General features: G+C 68.0%; 12 protein-coding genes and 1 pseudogene. 9 read left to right on the top strand and 4 right to left on the bottom strand.

Annotated features, from left to right (window positions below):
- Positions 1-53 precede the first annotated feature (53 nt).
- The 5 genes from ACREYQ_RS18185 to ACREYQ_RS18165 all read left to right on the top strand — a co-directional run bounded on the left by ACREYQ_RS18185 (position 54) and on the right by ACREYQ_RS18165 (position 6,161).
- Entirely contained in the window at positions 54-1,661 is a 1,608-nt protein-coding gene (locus ACREYQ_RS18185; RefSeq protein ID WP_432261603.1) for an OPT/YSL family transporter, read from the top strand.
- 53 nt (positions 1,662-1,714) lie between these two features.
- Entirely contained in the window at positions 1,715-2,899 is a 1,185-nt protein-coding gene (locus ACREYQ_RS18180; RefSeq protein ID WP_432261602.1) for an aminotransferase class V-fold PLP-dependent enzyme, read from the top strand.
- Positions 2,900-2,941: 42 nt separating this feature from the next.
- Entirely contained in the window at positions 2,942-3,697 is a 756-nt protein-coding gene (pepE, locus tag ACREYQ_RS18175) for a dipeptidase PepE (RefSeq protein WP_432261601.1), read from the top strand.
- Between the two features lie 288 nt (positions 3,698-3,985).
- Positions 3,986-5,146 carry a porin gene (locus tag ACREYQ_RS18170; protein ID WP_432261600.1) on the top strand — a complete coding sequence of 387 codons (1,161 nt, stop codon included), beginning with the start codon at positions 3,986-3,988 and terminating at the stop codon, positions 5,144-5,146.
- A gap of 58 nt (positions 5,147-5,204) precedes the next feature.
- On the top strand, positions 5,205-6,161 hold the full coding sequence (locus ACREYQ_RS18165; RefSeq protein ID WP_432261599.1) for a DUF1177 domain-containing protein: 957 nt from the start codon (positions 5,205-5,207) through the stop codon (positions 6,159-6,161).
- Between the two features lie 25 nt (positions 6,162-6,186).
- Here ACREYQ_RS18165 and ACREYQ_RS18160 read toward each other — a convergent pair whose 3' ends face one another.
- Positions 6,187-7,164 (bottom strand): DedA family protein/thiosulfate sulfurtransferase GlpE, encoded by a 978-nt coding sequence (locus ACREYQ_RS18160; RefSeq protein ID WP_432261598.1) that lies wholly within the window; start codon positions 7,162-7,164, stop codon positions 6,187-6,189.
- A 263-nt stretch (positions 7,165-7,427) separates the two neighbouring features.
- Positions 7,428-8,450, bottom strand: a complete 1,023-nt coding sequence (locus ACREYQ_RS18155; RefSeq protein WP_432261597.1) for a Bug family tripartite tricarboxylate transporter substrate binding protein — start codon at positions 8,448-8,450, stop codon at positions 7,428-7,430.
- A gap of 230 nt (positions 8,451-8,680) precedes the next feature.
- Here ACREYQ_RS18155 and ACREYQ_RS18150 point away from each other — a divergent pair, with 230 nt between their 5' ends.
- Positions 8,681-9,439, top strand: coding sequence for a FadR/GntR family transcriptional regulator (locus ACREYQ_RS18150; RefSeq protein WP_432261596.1), 759 nt, complete (start codon positions 8,681-8,683; stop codon positions 9,437-9,439).
- 83 nt (positions 9,440-9,522) lie between these two features.
- Here ACREYQ_RS18150 and ACREYQ_RS18145 read toward each other — a convergent pair whose 3' ends face one another.
- Positions 9,523-10,152, bottom strand: a complete 630-nt coding sequence (locus ACREYQ_RS18145; protein WP_432261595.1) for a response regulator — start codon at positions 10,150-10,152, stop codon at positions 9,523-9,525.
- A gap of 293 nt (positions 10,153-10,445) precedes the next feature.
- On the opposite strand from ACREYQ_RS18145, the gene fusA reads away from it, so the two are divergent.
- Positions 10,446-12,554, top strand: coding sequence for an elongation factor G (gene fusA, locus ACREYQ_RS18140; RefSeq protein WP_432261594.1), 2,109 nt, complete (start codon positions 10,446-10,448; stop codon positions 12,552-12,554).
- Positions 12,555-12,793: 239 nt separating this feature from the next.
- Here fusA and ACREYQ_RS18135 read toward each other — a convergent pair.
- Positions 12,794-12,970, bottom strand: a pseudogene (locus ACREYQ_RS18135) (DUF1338 domain-containing protein); the annotation flags it as partial.
- Between the two features lie 142 nt (positions 12,971-13,112).
- Between ACREYQ_RS18135 and ACREYQ_RS18130 the strand changes: the two are divergent.
- Both ACREYQ_RS18130 and ACREYQ_RS18125 read left to right on the top strand, forming a co-directional pair.
- A complete protein-coding gene (locus ACREYQ_RS18130) occupies positions 13,113-13,538 on the top strand; it encodes a PRC-barrel domain-containing protein (RefSeq protein WP_432261593.1) in 426 nt (141 codons plus the stop codon).
- Between the two features lie 144 nt (positions 13,539-13,682).
- Positions 13,683-17,975 carry a response regulator gene (locus ACREYQ_RS18125; RefSeq protein ID WP_432261592.1) on the top strand — a complete coding sequence of 1,431 codons (4,293 nt, stop codon included), beginning with the start codon at positions 13,683-13,685 and terminating at the stop codon, positions 17,973-17,975.
- Positions 17,976-18,393: the final 418 nt, after the last annotated feature.

The raw sequence follows: 18,393 nt of genomic DNA, 5'->3' as shown, positions 1-18,393 counted from the left end.
GCATCACACACAACAGACAAAACCAGACAACACTACGGGGAGCGGTGGACAACATGACCATGCCAACACAACTGAACGCGCCGATGGCGGCGCAGCCCGCGACACGGACACGCTTCATGGAGCCCTTGCTGCTGCTGGTCTCCGTGGGGCTGTCGGTATTCGGCGCCATGATCGGCATGCAGCTGATCGTGTCGCTGGGGATCTCGGCCAACACCTCGATCATCGGCGCGCTGATCGCGATCGTGTTCTCGCGCATCCCGCTGGAGATCACGCGGCGCTTCCGCGTGCTGGAGCGGCAGAACCTGGTGCAGACAGCGATCTCGTCGGCCACCTTCGGCGCCGCCAACTCGCTGATGATCCCGATCGGGGTGCCGTACGCGATGGGCATGCCGGAACTGGCCACGCCAATGCTGATCGGCGCGGTAATCGCCATGTTTGTCGACGGCGCCATGCTGTACTTCCTGTTCGGCAGCAAGATCTTCCCCGCCACCGGCACCTGGCCGGCCGGCATCGCCACCGCCGAGGCCATCTGGGCCGGCGACCGCGGCGGGCGCAAGGCCGCGTTCCTGGGCCTGGGCATTGCGGTGGGCGTGGGCGGGGCCTGGCTGGGCGTGCCGATGTCCGCGTTCGGCGCGGCCTTCCTGGGCAACCTGGCGGCGCTGACCATGTTCGGCATCGGCCTGCTGGTGCGTGGCTATTCGGTGGCGCTGAGCGGCATCGACATCGCCAAGGCCTATATCCCGCACGGGCTGATGATCGGCGCGGGCATCGTCGCGCTGTTCCAGGTCGCCAATGAAATCCGCCGCGCGCGCACCGCCCCGGCGGCCGGCGCGGGCAACATCGAGGTCCCGGCTTCGCGCGCCGGCCGCATCCTGTCGGGCGGCTTCCTGGTCTACCTGGCGATTGCGCTGCTGATCTCGGTGCTGGCCGGCCATGTCTCGGACATGTCGCTGGGCATGCTGGTGGTGTTCGTGCTGTATGCCGCCTTTGCCGCCTACGTGCATGAGCTGATCGTCGGCATCGCGGCGATGCATTCGGGCTGGTTCCCGGCGTTCGCGGTGGCGCTGATCACGCTGACCATCGGCATCCTGATCGGCTTCCCGCCGACGGCGCTGGCGGTGCTGGTGGGCTTTTCCGCCGCCACCGGCCCGGCCTTTGCCGACATGGGCTACGACCTCAAGACCGGCTACCTGCTGCGCGGCGAGGGCCGCGACATGGAGGCCGAGCTGGCCGGGCGCAAGCAGCAGTTCCTGGCCGCGATGATCGGCTTCGCGGTGGCTGCGGTGGTGGTGCTGGTGTTCCACGGCACCTTCTTCGCGCAGAACATGATTCCGCCGGTGGACCGCGTCTATGCCGCTTCGATCAAGGCGGGCTCGTCGGCCGAGATCGCCCGCAACCTGGCGATCTGGGCCGTCCCGGGCGCGCTGTTGCAGCTGATCGGCGGCTCCAGGCGCCAGCTCGGCATCCTGCTCTCCACGGGCATGCTGATTGCCTCGCCGCTGGCGGGCTGGGCGGTGCTGGCGGGCCTCGCCATCCGCTTCGTGCTGCAGCGCCTGCGCGGTGACAAGCACGTGGCCGAGATGAGCGCTTTTGCCGGCGGCGTGATTGCCGGCGACGCGCTGTTCAGCTTCTTCGGCTCGGTCACCAAGCTGAAGAAGTAAGCCTTACCCCGGGGCGCATGCGCTGCGCCCGCCTGTCATTACCGAGACGTTCCATGGATATCCAAGCAATCCGCGCCGACACCCCGCTGACGGCTTCCACCATCTATCTCGACACGGCCGCGGCCTCGATTCCGCCAGACGCCGTGCTCGATACCGTGCGCAGCTATCTGCTCGATACCGGCCACGTCGGCATCTACCTGCCGGGCTTCCGCAAAGAAACCTATGCGCGCGTGGAAGCCGTGCGCGGCAAGCTGGCCGGGCTGCTCGGCTGCGCGGCGGATGAAGTCGCCTTCACCAAGAACGCCACAGAAAGCATCTCCATCGTCGCGCGCGGCATCGACTGGAAGGCGGGCGACGAAGTACTGGTGGCCGACACCGAGATGCTGAGCAACCTGCTGCCCTGGCGCCGGCTGGAGCAATCGCACGGCATCGTCGTGAAGATGGTCGCGGCCGACGCCGAAGGGCTGCTGTCGCCCGAGGCGTTCGAGGCCGCCGTGACCGCGCGCACGCGCCTGCTCACCTTCTCGCACCTGCCCAATTCCACGGGAGCGGTGCAGCCGGCCGCGCGGATCTGCGCGGTGGCGCGCCGCCACGGCGTGCTGTCGCTGGTCAATGCGGCGCAGAGCGTGGGCATGCTGCGCTCGGACGTGGCCGGACTGGACTGCGATTTCCTGGCCGGATGCGGACGCAAGGCGCTGCGCGCGACCGAGGGCTCTGGCTTCCTGTATGTGCGCCGCGCGCTGATCGAACAGGTCGAGCCCGCGCTGGTGGGCTGGTGGAACGGCGCCTACGACCGCGCTACCGGCGCGCTGTCGCTGGTGGCCGGCGCGAAGCGCTTCGAGGCCGGCTGCCCGATCGTGCCGGCGATCCTCGGCATGGGCACCGCCATCGACTACGCCGCCGCGATCGGCATCGAGGCCATCGAGGCGCGCGTGCGCGACCTGACCGAATACGCGGTGACGAAGTTCGCGTCGATTCCCGGCTTCGAACTGTATGGCCCGGCCGACGTGGCCAACCGCATCGGCATCGTGCCGTTCAATGTGCGCGGCGTTGACCCGGCGCGCATCGTCGCCGCGCTGGAAGCGCAGCAATGCATCATCGAAGCCGGCAACTTCATGGCCGACGCCATCCTGGCGCGCTACGGCGTGTCGACCATGGCGCGCGTCTCGCTGCACTACTTCAACACGCATGAAGAGATCGACCGCGTCGCCGCGCTGATCCGCGCCGCGATCGCCTGATCCCGCACAGAACCTCACCAGACTCCTGACGGAAACCAAGACATGACCCAACGCATCCTCCTGATGAGCAGCTCGCGCAAGGACAGCCTCGGCTACCTCGAGCACGCCGGCGAGCAGATCCACACGCTGCTCAGGCGCGAGCCGCGCAAGGTGCTGTTCGTGCCGTTCGCCGGCGTGACGTTCAGCTTCGACACCTATGAAGGCATGGTCAAGCCGGTGTTCGAGAAGCTGGGCTACGCGCTGGAATCGATCCACCACAGCGCCGACCCGCTGCGCGCGGTCGAGCAGGCCGAGGCCATCGCGGTCGGCGGCGGCAACACCTTTGCATTGCTCAAGCGCATGTACGACGCCGGCATCGTCGACGCGATCCGCGCGAAAGTGCGCGCGGGCACGCCGTACGTGGGCTGGAGCGCCGGCAGCAACGTCGCCTGCCCGACCATCCGCACCACCAACGACATGCCCGTCGTGCAGCCGCCGTCGCTGCGCGCGCTCGGGCTGGTGCCGTTCCAGATCAACCCGCATTTCATCAGCGGCAAGCCCGCCGGCCACAACGGCGAAAGCCGCGAAGAGCGCCTGGCCGAGTTCCTGCACATCAACGCGCCGGAACAGGTGTTCGCGCTGCCGGAGGGCTCGGCGCTGTTCTCGGACGGCAGCCACGGCACCGTGCTGGGCGAGCGTCATGCGCTGTGGTTTCCGGCCGAGGGCCAGGTCGAAACCATTCGCGAAGGCGAGAGCTTTCCGCTGTCGCAGATCACCGGTCCGGCGGGGATGCAGGACTGGCCGGGCTTTGCTGCCTGAGAGGCCGTTGGTTGCTGAATCGACAAGGGTTGTCTCCCCTCTCCCATTTATGGGCGGGGGTGAGGGCGGGAGTCTTTACGAAGTACGGCCGGTGGTATGCCAGCGCCTGCCCTCACCCCCTGCCCCTCTCCCGCACGCGGGAGAGGGGAGCAAACCAGCGGCACGAATATTTGATTAGCGCCTAGCCACTTCGGGCCAGCCCCGGGCACAACAAACAGAAATCCGCTCCGCGGGCCGCGCCATGCCGCCCGCGCGGGCTCCCTTTTGCCCTTTGGAGGAGAAAACAAGATGAGCCAGACCATTCGCCACGCCGTCCGCCTGGCACTGCCGCTGCTGCTGGGCCTGCCGGCCGCCGCGATGGCGCAGTCCGCGGTGACGCTGTACGGCGTGATCGATACCGCGCTGACCTACCAGTCCCATTCGAACCCCGCGGGCGAGGCCCAGATCGGGCTGCAGCAGGGCGGCGAAGGGTTCCTGTCGGGAAGCCGCTTCGGCCTGCGCGGCGTTGAAGACCTGGGCAGCGGCCTGAAGGCCGGCTTCGTGCTGGAGAACGGCCTGCTGGCCGACACCGGCAAGCTGGACCAGCAGGGCCAGCTGTTCGGGCGCCAGGCGTATGTGAAGATCGGCAACCAGTGGGGCGAGCTGGCGCTGGGCCGGCAGTACACCACGGCCAACACTATGCTGTACTACGTCGACCCACTCGGCGTGGGCGCGGCGCCGTCCAATGCGTGGATGGTCTACCTGACCGGCCAGCGCTACGACAACGCCGTCAGCTACACCGGCAACTTCGGCCCGCTATCGGTGATCGCCGAATACGCGCTGGGCGAAACCGCGGGCAACACCCGCGCGACCTCGTCGGTGTCGTTCGGTGCGAAGTACGCCGCAGGCCCGATCACCGCGGTGGGCGACTTCCAGCAGACCCGCGACAGCCAGAGCCGCGCCGCAAGCATCTACCTGGCCGGCCTGAAGGCCGCGGTGGGCCGCGCCAGCCTGTTCGCCAACTACATGCACAGCGATCGCGACGCGGGCTTCGATTCGTCCAAGGGCGGCACCGACACGGCGACTATCACCAGCATGTCCACCGCCGCCACCCCGACCAACCGCGCGGCCTTCAACTCGGTGTTCGGCGGCAGCCGCCACGACGACTTCTTCACGCTGGGCGCGAGCTACGCCGTCACCGGCAACGTCACGCTGATCGGCAGCGTGATGCACAACCGCACGCGCGCAGACGGCTTCAGCGGCAACCGCACCACCGCCTACGCTGTCGCCGACTACGCCTTCAGCAAGCGCACCGATGCCTACCTGGCGCTGGCCTACGACCGTGTGCACGGCGACTGGTCGGGCCTGTTCGGCAACAACACCACCAGCTGGACCGGCGGCAGCGGCAAGCCGCTGGACGGGCGCGACAACCAGACCACGGTGATGGCCGGCCTGCGCCACCAGTTCTGACTTTTTGTAGACGCCCTGCCCGCGCCGCGCGGACGGGGCACATCATTTGGAGAAAGCCATGGCCCTGCAGCAGACGCTGGTCATTCACGAAGCCCTGGACAGCCCGCACGCCAACGGTGCGGTCGTCAGCGAACTGTTCGCGCCGTACGCGGGCGCCGGCGTGAGCGTGGAAGTGACCACGGTCAACAACGCGCCGCCCGAGAACACGGCCAACACCACCGACTTCATCACCATCGTGATCCCCGGCACCGCCGGCAAGCGTGGCGGCGGCAACGCGCCGACGCTGGGCGTGATCGGCCGCAACGGCGCGATTGGCGCGCGTCCGGAACTGGTGGGGCTGGTGTCTGATGCCGACGGCCCGATCGGCTGCCTGGCGGTGGCGCTCAAGCTGGCGCAGATGAAGGCGCGCGGCGACCACCTGGCGGGCGACGTGATCGTGACCACGCACCTGTCGACCAATGTCTCGATGCAGCCGCACGACCCGGTGCCGTTCATGGGCATGCCGGTCTCGTCCGACACCATGAACGACTACCAGGTGCTGCCGGAGATGGACGCGATCCTCTCGATCGACGCGTCCAAGGGCAACAGCATCATCAAGCACCGCGGCTTTGCCATCTCGCCGACGGCGATGCAGGGCTACATCCTGCGCGTGGCGCCGGACCTGGTGGCGACCATGGAATCCACCACCGGCTGCCCGGCGGTGACCTTCCCGATCTCGCAGCAGGACATCACGCCGTATCACAACGGCCTGTACCACTTCAACAGCATCATGCAGCCGCACGTCGCCACCCGGGCGCCGGTGGTCGGTGTGGCGGTGACGGCGCAGTCGGTGGTGTCGGGCAGCGCGACCTCGGCCAACCACGAGATCGACATCGCCGAAGCGGTGCGCTTCTGCGTGGAGGTGTCCAAGCGCTTCGGCGCCGGCAAGTGCCAGTTCTTCAACGCCACCGAGTGGGAGAAGATCCGCGCGGTCTACCCGGACCTGTCGGTATTCCAGACCGCGGGCAAGCGTTGAGCACAGCGCCGGCGGCCCGGGCAGTTCAGGCGGCTTCGGCCGGGCCTGGCTGGTTGGCCGCCTCGGTCGGGGCGCTGCCGCCGTGGCGCCGCTTCCATTCGTCGAAGCCGCCGGCCAGCGCCCAGGTCCTGGGGTAGCCGGCCGCGCGCAGGCGCTCGGCCAGCAGCGCGGCGGACAGCTCATTGGGGCAGGCGCAATAGACCACGATGTCGGCCTCGGCTTGCGGCACGCCCAGCGCGTCCAGGTTGTCGAGCGCGCCCTGCATGTCCAGCACCATCGAGCCGGGGATGCGCTCCATCGGCGTGTCGCCGTGCGCGCGCACGTCGATCACCACCGGCAGGCTGCCGGCCCGCCGGCGCGATTCCAGCTCATCCACGGTCATGCGCGGCACGCGCCGGGTGCGGCGCAGCAGCCGGAACCGGCGCCACCAGCGCCACGCCAGGAACAGCGCAAACACTACCCCCAGCGCCACCACCGCCATATGCCCATAGGCGCTGAACGCCGCCAGGATGGTATCGATAAAATCACTGAACACCACGCCGATCAGCAAGGCGCTGCCGGCCCACACCAGCGCGCCGATGGCGTCATAGAACAGGAACACCGGCAGCGGCGTGCCCGTCATGCCCGCCATCGCGGTGGACAAGGCCCCCGCGCCAGGCAACAGCTTGGCGAACACCAGCGCGCGCGGTCCCACGCGCAGGTACAGCGACTGGGTCTGGCGGATGCAGGAATCCTGCGAAATCGACACCCGGCAGATCGTGCGCAGCATCGGCTGCCCCAGCCGGCGCCCGGCGAAGAACCAACCGGTATCGGCAACCAGGCAGGCGAAGATGACCGCCGCCAGCACCGCGCCGATCGACGGCCCGGTCTCCTGCACGCCCAGCGCGCCTGCGACGAACAGCATGGGATACGCCGGCACCGGCAGCCCCGCCTGCTCGACCAGCACATTCAGGAACACCAGCATCAGCCCGTGGTGTTCCAGCAAGGCTTGTAACTCTCCCACCGCGCACTCCCCCGTTAGTCCAGGACGCCAGTGTGCCAGCCGCCCGGGGTCCGTGCAGCGGCAGCTTTGCATGGGTGTTTCAAAAATCCTGAGTACCGGCGCGCTGCCGGATGCAGTGTTCGACTTACGTTGTCCGATAACAGCACATCCTGTGCAATCTGAAGCTTCCACCCAAATACGCCCTCGACGAGGGCGAATTTTGTGGGGACGCTACGGGCGTGGCGCGGGTCGGTGCTTCAGTGTGCAGGTTCAGCGCGGTGGCGTCAGTCCAGCGCGATCTTGCCCTTCTCGATCACGGTCTTCCAGCGCTGCAGCTCCTGCGCCTCGAACTGGTGGAACTGCTCGGGCGTGTTGGCCACCACCTCGAAGCCGTTCTCGGACAGCGTCTGGCGCATCTTCGGGTCGTTCAGCGAGGACACCAGCGCGCCATGCAGGCGGCTCTTCACCTCGGGCGGCAGGCCGCGCGGCGCGGCCACGCCCTGCCACGAGTACACCTCCACATCCTTGACGCCAGCCTCGGCCATGGTTGGCACATTGGGCAGCACCGGCGAGCGCTTGTCGGAGGTCACCGCCATCGCCTTGAGCTTGCCGGCGCGGATGTGCTGCAGGACGGCGTTGATGTTCTGGAACGACACGTCGACCTGGCCGGCAAGCAGGTCGCTGATGGCCGGGCCACCGCCCTTGTAGGGAACATGGAGGCCGTCGGTGCTGCTCTTCTGCCAGAACAGCGCCGCGGTCAGGTGGTCGGACGAGCCCGCGCCGGATGAGGCAAAGCTGACCTTGCCCGGGTTCTTCTTCATGTAGGCCACCAGTTCCTGCAGCGTGTTGGCCGGGAACCGCGGATTGGCCACCAGCACGTTGGGCGCACGCACCGCCACGGTCAACAGGTCGAAGTCCCTGGCCGGGTCATAGGCCAGGGACTTCTGCAGGAACGGATTCACTGCATACACGCCAATCGACGCCACCATCATGGTGTAGCCGTCGGCCGGCGCGCGCTTGACGAAGGTGGCGCCTATGGCGCCGGTTGCGCCGGGGCGGTTGTCGATGACAAAAGGCTGGCCCAGCTTTTCATTGAGCGGCACGGTCAGCATGCGCGCGATGGCGTCGCTGGAGCCGCCCGGCGGGAATGGCACCACGACCGATACCGGGCGTTGCGGCCAGTCCTGTGGCGCGGCGAGGGCGGCGGCGCTGACGGTCAGGGCCGCTGCCGTGAAAGCCGAACCAAGCGCGAAGGCGTGCAGCCAGTGGTGCAGGGGCAGGGCGCCCTGGCGTTGGATGGGGGGCATCGTTGTCTCCTGCTGTGTCTTTATTTAATGAGCCAGCCGGCTGGCGTCGTCGCCGGTACCGAGTCAGCGCACCATGCGCCTTTGTTGCTGAACTTCCCGCCTGGGAGCAGGAACGCCGCATCGTCATCACGCACGTCATCTGTCATCGTATAACTGATAACCAAGTATAATGAGGCCATCTCGAACCGGTCAAGTCCGGGTAACCCCGCCCGTATTCGTACTCACCCGCCATGCCTAACGCCCAATCCATCCCGCCCGTCACTGCCCTCCCGCTGCGCCGCCGTGGCCGCACGCTTGCCGAGGAAGTCGTGCAAGCCCTGGGCGAAGAGATCCGCCAGGGCCACCTCAAGCCTGGCGACAAGCTGCCGACCGAGTCGGAGATCATGGCGTCGATGGGAGTCAGCCGCACCGTGGTGCGCGAAGCGCTGTCGCGGCTGCAGGCGAGTGGCCTGGTAGAGACGCGTCACGGCATCGGCACCTTCGTGCTGGCACGCGCGGCCGAAGCGCCGTCGCCCTTCCGTATCGGGCCGGACGCGCTGGGTACGGCGATGGATGTGATGGCGATGCTGGAATTCCGCGTCAGCCTGGAAGCCGAGGCCGCGGGCCTGGCCGCCACGCGCCGTACCGAAGAGCAACTGGCCGCGATGCGCCAGGCGCTGGATGAACTCAAGCGCAGCGCCGGCGCCGGCAATGACGCCGTGGAGAGCGACTTCGCCTTCCACCTGGCCATCGCGCGCGCCACCGGCAACCGCTATTTCACCGACATCATGGGCCACCTGGGCACCATGGTGATTCCGCGCAGCCGCTTGCAAGTCAGCACGCCCGAGCGTGTGCAGTACCTGGAACGCGTCAGCATCGAGCACGAGAACATCTACGACGCGATCGAGCGCCGCGACCCGGACGGCGCCAAGGCGGCCATGCGCATGCACCTGACCAACAGCCGCGAGCGGCTGCGCAAGGCTTCAGGTTCGCCCGGCGCGCAGGGCTGAGGCGGCCAGGCACGCCGGGCTGCGTGCCTGGTCCGTCGCATCATACGATGTCCAATAAGGAATGAGGCCCGGCGCCCTGGCCGCTATGGCGTCAGCCGGCACCGGCGCGCAAAGTCGACCAGCTCCACCAGCGACGACACCTGCAGCTTGCCCATGATGCGGGCCTTGTAGCTGCTGACGGTCTTGTTACTGATAAAGAGGCTGGCGCTGATGGCCTTGTACGACATGCCGCGCGCCAGCATTTGCAGCACAACCAGTTCCTTGTCCGAAAGCCGCCGCAGCATCTCGTCGTCGGCCGACATGGACTGGCGCGGCGCACCGCTGCGGCCCAGCACCGGAAAGACGGTGTAGCCGGCCAGCACCGCCTCGACCGCGCGCAGGATCTCCTTGATGTCCTGCGTCTTGCTGACGAAGCCCTGCGCGCCGGCCTGCCATGACCGGCTGACGAACACCGCCGGGTCCAGCGCCGTCACCACCAGGATGCGCACCTGCGGATGGATCACCCGCAGGCGCGGCGCCACGTCCAGCCCGCTGGAGCGCGGGATGTCGAGGTCGAGCAGCACCAGGTCGGGCGTACGCGCGCGCACCATCTCGATGGCACATTGCCCGTTGTCCGCCTCGATCACCTCGTCGACGCCAAGCAGCTGCAAAAGGTGGTGCCGGAGCACCAGCCGCATCGCCGGATGGTCGTCAACGATCAGGATGGTTGTCATGCGCTGGTCCGTGGTTCGAGGAAGCATCGGCAGAGGAAGCATCCCCAGACAGGCATGGGATAGCCGGGGCGGCGCACGCCGGGGCGCGATGCAACGCCAGTATAGGGAGCCGCAAGCACGCGCAGGATGGGAGGAATCCGCTTCAGCTGCAGCGAAAGTCCTAGGCCGGCCTCAGACGCGCGGCGCCGCTCCCGGGGCCGCCGCGGACCGCGTGTCCCTGCCCACGGCAGGGACAACGGGAAATGGCCAGTGGTGCTACTCTATTCCAGCGTGTTTCACCCATGGAGAACACTGTGCCTCGCAAGACGCCCATCGAGCGCTACCGCAATATCGGCATCAGCGCGCATATCGACGCCGGCAAGACCACGACGACCGAACGGATCCTGTTCTATACCGGCGTCAACCACAAGCTGGGCGAAGTGCACGATGGCGCGGCCACCATGGACTGGATGGAGCAGGAGCAGGAGCGCGGCATCACCATCACGTCGGCCGCCACCACGGCCTTCTGGAAGGGCATGGCCGGCAACTACCCCGAACACCGCATCAACATCATCGATACGCCGGGACACGTCGACTTCACCATCGAAGTCGAGCGCTCCATGCGCGTGCTGGACGGCGCCTGCATGGTCTACGATGCCGTCGGCGGCGTGCAGCCGCAGTCCGAGACCGTCTGGCGCCAGGCCAACAAGTACGCCGTGCCGCGCATTGCCTTCGTCAACAAGATGGACCGCGTCGGCGCCGACTTCTTCCGCGTGCAGACGCAGATCGCCGACCGCCTCAAGGGCCGCGCCGTGCCGATCCAGATCCCGCTGGGCGCCGAGGACCATTTCCAGGGCGTGGTCGACCTGGTCAAGATGAAGGCCATCGTCTGGGACGAGGCCAGCCAGGGCGTGCGCTTCGAATACCAGGACATTCCGGCCGATCTCGTGGCCACCGCGCAGGAATGGCGCGACAAGATGGTCGAGGCCGCCGCCGAGGCCGACGAGACGCTGCTGCACCAGTACCTGTCCGGCGAGCCGCTGAGCGAAGCGCAGATCAAGCACGGCCTGCGCAAGCGCACCATCGCCAACGAGATCGTGCCGATGCTGTGCGGCAGCGCCTTCAAGAACAAGGGCGTGCAGAGCATGCTGGACGCGGTGATCGACTACCTGCCGTCGCCCGCCGACGTGCCGGCCATCCTTGGCCATACCGAAGACGACCGCGAGGCCGAGCGCCATCCCAACGACGACGAGCCGTTTTCCGCGCTGGCGTTCAAGATCATGACCGACCCCTTCGTCGGCCAGCTGATCTTTTTCCGCGTCTACTCGGGCGTGGTCAAATCCGGCGACACCGTCTACAACCCGCTCAAGAGCAAGCGCGAGCGCCTGGGCCGCATCCTGCAGATGCACGCCAACGTGCGCCAGGAGATCAAGGAAGTGCGCGCCGGCGACATCGCCGCGGCAGTGGGGCTGAAAGAGGCCACCACCGGCGACACGCTGTGCGATCCCGACAAGGTCATCATCCTGGAGCGCATGAGCTTCCCGGAACCGGTGATCTCGCAGGCGGTCGAGCCCAGGACCAAGGCCGACCAGGAGAAGATGGGCATTGCGCTGAACCGCCTCGCGCAGGAGGACCCGTCCTTCCGCGTGACCACGGACGAAGAATCGGGCCAGACCATCATCTCCGGCATGGGCGAGCTGCACCTGGAGATCCTGGTCGACCGCATGCGGCGCGAGTTCGGCGTGGAGGCCTCGGTCGGCAAGCCGCAGGTGGCCTACCGCGAAACCATCCGCCAGCCGGTCAGGGATGTCGAGGGCAAGTTCATCAAGCAGTCGGGCGGGCGCGGCCAGTATGGCCACGTGGTGCTCAACCTGGAACCGATGCCGCATGGCGGCGGCTATGAGTTCGTCGATGCCATCAAGGGCGGCGTGGTGCCGCGCGAGTTCATCCCAGCGGTGGACAAGGGCATCCGCGAGACCTTGCAGTCGGGCGTGCTGGCCGGCTACCCGGTGGTCGACATCAAGGCCACGCTGGTATTCGGCTCGTACCACGACGTGGACTCGAACGAGAACGCGTTCCGCATGGCCGGGTCGATCGCGTTCAAGGAAGGCGTGCGCCGGGCCAGGCCCACACTGCTGGAGCCGATGATGGCGGTCGAAGTGGAGACGCCCGAGGAATTCACCGGCAATGTGATGGGCGACCTGTCATCGCGCCGCGGCATGGTGCACGGGATGGAAGACATTGCCGGCGGCGGCGGCAAGATCGTGCGCGCCGAGGTGCCGCTGGCGACCATGTTCGGCTACTCCACCACGCTGCGTTCGCTGACGCAGGGGCGTGCGACGTTCACGATGGAGTTCAAGCACTATGCCGAGGCGCCGGCCAATGTGGCCGAGGCGGTGATATCGGCGAAGCGGGCGGGGTAAGGAAGGTTTGCTCTCCCGCTTGCGCGAGAGACCGATGCACACTGGTCATGCCGACTTGCTTCCAGGAACCGACACGTCGTCCCCGCGAAGGCGGGGACCCAGTGACTTCAAAGACGCTGGATTCCCGCCCGCACGGGAATGACGGAGTGGAGCAACGTTCTAAAGAAGCGGTTCCTGGGTAGGGGCCGGGGGAGAGGGCTGGCGCATCCGCGCGCCCGCGCCCTCCCCCCTTCACCACCTCAGCAAGCCGCCGCCGTCATCTTGAAGATCCCCTGCGCATTGCCCGCATCAAACCCCAGGTCATAGCGCTGCGGCGCCGCCGCTTCCTCGGCAAAGCGGTCGCGCGTGATGAGCTCGTAGAACGATCCCGGCACGTCCCGCTCCACGGTCTCGCCGTGGGCGCCGACGACGCAGCGTTGACGCGTTGTTTTTGCAAGCCACGCGAAAGATTTACCACGGCGGCGGCATCGCCACCACGGCGCTGCGCGCCCCCGCGCCATAAATGGCCCAGGCATGGTCATTGCGCATGTCCCACCGTCTTGCGACAAGGAGCACAGCATGCAAAACCACCCCCCCAGCAGTGAAGGCGCGGCCATCGTCGGTTCCGGCGCGGGCGAAGGCCCGGGCCCGGAAGTGATGGCAGCATCCAGCCTGGATAGCACCAAAGCATATTCGTCCGATGGCGAACATGTGGGCAAGATCTCCGAGATCATGCTGGACGTGCCGCACGGCCGCATCGCCTATGCGGTGCTGACCACCGGCGGCTTCCTCGGAATGGGCGACACGCTGCACGCCATCCCGTGGAATGCGCTGGTCATGGACACCGACGAAAAGTGCTTCCGCATCGCCGTGACCGCGGACCGGATCAAGTCCGCGCCCGGCTTCAACAAGGACAGCTGGCCCGCCATGGCCGACCCGCAGTGGGGCAGGTCGCTGCACGAGTATTACGGCCGCGACCCGTATTGGATCTCGCCGCCGCTGTAAGTTTTTGCGGCGGGTCGCCGGAAATGGCCGCTAGTGCGCCGGGGCCAGGCGCGCTCGCGGCCTGATTGCGTTGCGAGGCAAGGCTGGCAAAGCCGCGCGAGACGCAGCGGCCGCCGCCAAGCCTGCGCGACCCGGGAGACGACGATGAGGACACCAGACGGCAGCACGACACCCTTGCCATCTGCGCCAGCATCTCCGGCCGAACCTGACCCGCCCGCCGACGCGCCCGGTTTTCTTGCCGGCGGCGGCGAAATGGGCGCGCTGATCCGTGCGTTCGACTGGGCTGCCACGCCGCTTGGCGTGCCGCAGGCCTGGCCGCACAGCCTCAAGACGGCCATTCGCATCATGCTGACCTCGCGCCAGCCGATCTGGATCGGCTGGGGCGACGCGCTGCACTTCTTCTACAACGACCCCTACAAGTCCATCATCGGCGGCAAGCACCCGGGCGCGCTCGGCCAGCCGACATCGGTGGTCTGGCGCGAGCTCTGGCCGGAGATCGGCCCCCTGCTGGCCACCGCGATGACCGGCACCGAAGGCACCTTCGTCGAGCAGAAGCTGCTGATCATGGAGCGCAACGGCTACCCGGAAGAGACTTACTACACCTTCTCCTACAGCCCGGTCCCGAATGATCATGGCGGCACCGGCGGCATCATCTGCGCCAACAGCGATGATACCGAGCGCGTGCTGGCCGAGCGGCAGCTGAACGTGCTGCGCGACGTGGCGGCGTCGGCCACCGATGCGCGCGCGTGGCGCGAAGCGTGCGAACGCGCCATGGCGGCGCTGTCGTCGGACCCGCGCGACATCGTGTTTGCACTGCTCTACATTGCCGGGCCCGGCGAGTGCGCGCTGCAACGCGCGGGCGCCATCGGCATCGATCCGGACCACCCCGCCGCTGCGCCAGAGATCGCGCTGGACGCGGTGTCGCCCTGGCCCGTGGCCGATGTGCTGGCGCATCGGCGGCCAGGGCTGGTCAACGGGCTGGCCTCGCGCTTCGCGGCGCCGCTGCCGGGCGGCGCATGGGCCGTGCCGCCGTCGTCCGCGGCGTTGATCGAGGTGGCGCCCTCCGGCAGCGCGTCGCATCGCGGCGTGCTGGTGGTGGGCCTCAATCCGTTCCGACTGTTCGATGACCGCTACCGCAGCTTCCTGACCCTGGCGGCGGGCCAGATCGGCGCGGCCATGAACTCGGCGCTGGCGTACGAGGAAGCGCGCATGCGCGCCGAGGCACTGGCCGCGATCGACCGCGCCAAGACCACCTTCTTCTCCAACATCAGCCATGAGTTCCGCACGCCGCTGACACTGATGCTGGGCCCGCTTGAAGAACTGGTGCGGCGCGCGGACGCCGGCGAAGAGCGCGCGTTGCTGGAGATGACCCACCGCAACGGCCTGCGCCTGCTCAAGCTGGTCAATGCGCTGCTGGACTTCTCGCGGATCGAGTCGGGCCGTGTCACGATGCACCGCCAGCCCACTGACCTGGCCGCGTTCACCAGCGATCTCGCTTCGCTGTTTCGCGCCAGCGTGGAAGCGGCCGGCATCACGCTGCGGGTCGAGTGCCCGCCGCTGGCGCGCGCCGTGGCGGTGGACCGCGACATGTGGGAGACCATCGTGCTGAACCTGGTCTCCAACGCCTTCAAGTTCACCTTTGCCGGCACCATCACCGTGGCCGTGGCCGCGCACGGCCACGGCGCCGTGGCGTTCAGCGTGCGCGACTCCGGCATCGGCATCCCGGCGGCGGAACTGCCGCGCATCTTCGAGCGCTTCCATCGCGTGGAAGGCGTGCAGGGGCGCACCATCGAAGGCAGCGGCATCGGCCTGGCGCTGGTGCAGGAACTGGTGCGGCTGCACGCCGGCACGATCGACGTGCAGAGCGTGCCGGGCGAAGGCACCTGTTTCACCGTCAGCCTGCCTGCCAGCGCGGCCGAAGTGGCCGGCCTGGAGACCGCGCCAGCGTACAGCAGCATGCAGGCGCGCGCCTATGTCGATGCCGCGCTGCGCTGGCCGGAAGCGCAAACGCCATCGCCGGCGATGACGCTGGCAGCGGAAGACACGGCGGCGCCGGCTGAGGCGCCGAGCGGCGCCACGGTGCTGGTGGTGGATGACAACGACGACTTGCGCGACTATATGCGGCGCCTGCTGAGCGCCGCGGGCCATCGCGTCGAAGTGGCCGCCGATGGCGAGGCGGCGCTTGCGCTCGCGCGCGCGCAGCCGCCGGCGCTGATCGTCTCCGACGTGATGATGCCGCGCCTGGGCGGCTTTGGCCTGTTGCGCGCGCTGCGCGCCGACGCCGCGCTGAGCGACACGCCGGTGTTGCTGCTGTCCGCGCGCGCCGGCGAGGAGGCACGCGTGAGTGGCCTTGGCTGCGGCGCCGACGACTACCTGGTCAAGCCCTTCTCCGCGCGCGAACTGCTCGCGCGAGTGGCCAGCAACCTGCGCCTGTCCGAGTTGCGCCGCGCCACGGAGCGCCGCCTGCAGGAACTCAACGCCACGCTGGAGCGCCGTGTCACGCAAGCCGTGGCGGCCCATGACCGCCTGTGGGAACTGAGCGAAGACCTGCTGATGGTGGCGGACTTCGATGGCAGCCTGCGGCGCGTGAGTCCGGCATGGACGCGCGCGCTCGGCCATGCACCGCAGGACGTGCTGGGCCGGCCGTACCTGTCGTTCATCTACGCGGACGACGTGGCAGGCGCCACCGGGCAGCTGGCCGCACTGCGCCACAACGGCGTGCCGGCGCGCTTTGAATGCCGCCAGCCACGCGCCGACGGCGCGCTGCGCTGGCTGGCCTGGACCCTGTCGGTGGATCCGGCCAACGGCCATATCCACGGGGTCGGCCGCGACGTGACCAGCGACCGCGAAGCCCAGGCCGCCCTGCGTCATGCCGACGAGGCCTTGCGCACGGCGCAGAAGATGGAGGCCATCGGCAATCTGACCGGCGGCGTTGCGCATGACTTCAACAACCTGCTGCAGGTGATCGGCGGCAACCTGCAGCTGCTGGTGCGGGACCTGGCCGGCGACGCCCGCGCCGAACTGCGCCTGCGCAACGCGCTGGCCGGCGTCGCGCGCGGCGCCAAGCTGGCGTCGCAGCTGCTGGCCTTCGGGCGGCGCCAGCCGCTGGCGCCCAAGGTGGTGAACCTGGGCCGCCTGGTGCGCTTGCTGGACGACATGCTGCGCCGCGCACTGGGCGATGGCATCGAGATTGAAACCGTGGTGGTTCAGGGCCTGTGGAATACGCTGGTCGACCCGTTCCAGGTCGAGAACGCGCTGCTGAACCTGGCGATCAACGCCCGCGATGCCATGCACGGGCACGGGCGGCTCATGATCGAGGCCCGCAATGCGTTACCCGGCGAGGCGCCGGATGAACCGGCGGGCCCCCCGCCGATGCAGTACGTGGCGCTGGCTGTCACGGATTCCGGCGTGGGCATGCCGCCCGAGGTGCAGGAGCATGTTTTCGAGCCCTTCTTCACCACCAAGCCCGAGGGCCAGGGCACCGGCCTGGGCCTGAGCATGGTGTATGGCTTCGTCCGCCAGTCGGAAGGGCACGTGAGGATCCTCAGCAAACCAGGCCACGGCACCACGGTCACGCTGTACCTGCCGCGCGCGCGGCAGGAAGAAGACCCGGACATCGAATTTGCGGCAAACCCGGCGCGCGGCGGCAACGAGACCGTGCTGGTGGTGGAAGACGACGATGATGTGCGCGCCACGGTGTTCGAGTTGCTGGCCAGCCTGGGCTACCACGTGCTGCGCGCGCGCGACGCGCAAGCCGCGCTGGCGATCGTGGAGCGCGGCGTGCCAGTGGACCTGTTGTTCAGCGATGTGGTGATGCCCGGCCCGCTGCGCAGCACGGAGCTGGCCCGCAGGGTGCGTGAACGGCTGCCGGGCATCGGCGTGCTGTTTACATCGGGCTACACCGACAGCGTCATCGTTCATGGCGGGAAGCTCGATGCCGGCATCGAACTGCTCAGCAAGCCTTATACGCACGAAGCGCTGGCACGCAAGGTGCAGCACGTGCTGGCCAACCGCGGCCAGCGTGCAGCAATGACCACCGGCGCGGCGTCAGCCGATGACGCGCCCCTTGCCTGCGGCTTGCGCGTGCTGTGCGTCGACGATGATGCGCTGGTGCGTGCCGGCACGGCGGAGTTGCTGCGCGCATATGGCGTTCAGGCACTGGAAGCGGATGGCGAGACCGAGGCGCTGGCCTTGCTTGCCGGCAACGCCGTCGACGCGCTGCTGACCGACGTGGCGCTGGCGGGCGACTCCGGTATCGACCTGGCACTGGCCGCGCGCAAGCGTCATCCGGGGCTGCGCGTGGTGTTCGCCACCGGCTATGAACTGGCGCTGACGCCGGCTCAGCGCAACGCGCTTGGGGGCGCCACGGTGCTGCGCAAGCCATACCCCCCGCAGGCGCTGCTGGATGCCCTGCGTGGCGCCAAGGCACCGGCATGAACGCTTCGGCGACGTTATCGCCCAGGCGGCAGACAGACGCCGCGCCGCGAAGGCCCAAATGGCCGCGGCGGCGTAGATCGCGATGCACAGAAGCGTGGACGTGGTCGCGGCATCAGGGCGCGCCATCGGCAGAAGGACGGACAACACGGGACGTCCGGACATGGCGCGGAGCGGGCATCGAATCATCAGGATTGATCTGCCCATAAAATTTATCTTGTAATGAGATCGCTTCCCATTTACTATTCGATCACTGCCTGACGCGCGGCGCACCTCCCGACCGACAGGCAGGCCAGCCTCGCCGGCACTGCGGCGGCGAGCAACGCTGGCAGGGACAACAGAATTCCGGATGCCGCAGCAGCGGCCTTCGACACCGACTTTTGTGGGGACCGCTCCGTCACGCGGAGCGTTTGGCAGTAGC

The organism is Cupriavidus sp. TMH.W2 (assembly GCF_050847365.1).
Classification (GTDB): domain Bacteria; phylum Pseudomonadota; class Gammaproteobacteria; order Burkholderiales; family Burkholderiaceae; genus Cupriavidus.
This window is presented reverse-complemented; position numbering and strand designations above follow the sequence as displayed.

Bases quoted from the DNA above. Each gene is read 5' to 3' on its own strand.
- ACREYQ_RS18185 (WP_432261603.1), top strand. From the start codon at position 54: ATGACCATGCCAACACAACTGAACGCGCCGATGGCGGCGCAGCCCGCG.
- ACREYQ_RS18180 (WP_432261602.1), top strand. From the start codon at position 1,715: ATGGATATCCAAGCAATCCGCGCCGACACCCCGCTGACGGCTTCCACC.
- pepE (WP_432261601.1), top strand. From the start codon at position 2,942: ATGACCCAACGCATCCTCCTGATGAGCAGCTCGCGCAAGGACAGCCTC.
- ACREYQ_RS18170 (WP_432261600.1), top strand. From the start codon at position 3,986: ATGAGCCAGACCATTCGCCACGCCGTCCGCCTGGCACTGCCGCTGCTG.
- ACREYQ_RS18165 (WP_432261599.1), top strand. From the start codon at position 5,205: ATGGCCCTGCAGCAGACGCTGGTCATTCACGAAGCCCTGGACAGCCCG.
- ACREYQ_RS18155 (WP_432261597.1), bottom strand. From the start codon at position 8,450: ATGCCCCCCATCCAACGCCAGGGCGCCCTGCCCCTGCACCACTGGCTG.
- ACREYQ_RS18150 (WP_432261596.1), top strand. From the start codon at position 8,681: ATGCCTAACGCCCAATCCATCCCGCCCGTCACTGCCCTCCCGCTGCGC.
- ACREYQ_RS18145 (WP_432261595.1), bottom strand. From the start codon at position 10,152: ATGACAACCATCCTGATCGTTGACGACCATCCGGCGATGCGGCTGGTG.
- ACREYQ_RS18130 (WP_432261593.1), top strand. From the start codon at position 13,113: ATGCAAAACCACCCCCCCAGCAGTGAAGGCGCGGCCATCGTCGGTTCC.
- ACREYQ_RS18125 (WP_432261592.1), top strand. From the start codon at position 13,683: ATGAGGACACCAGACGGCAGCACGACACCCTTGCCATCTGCGCCAGCA.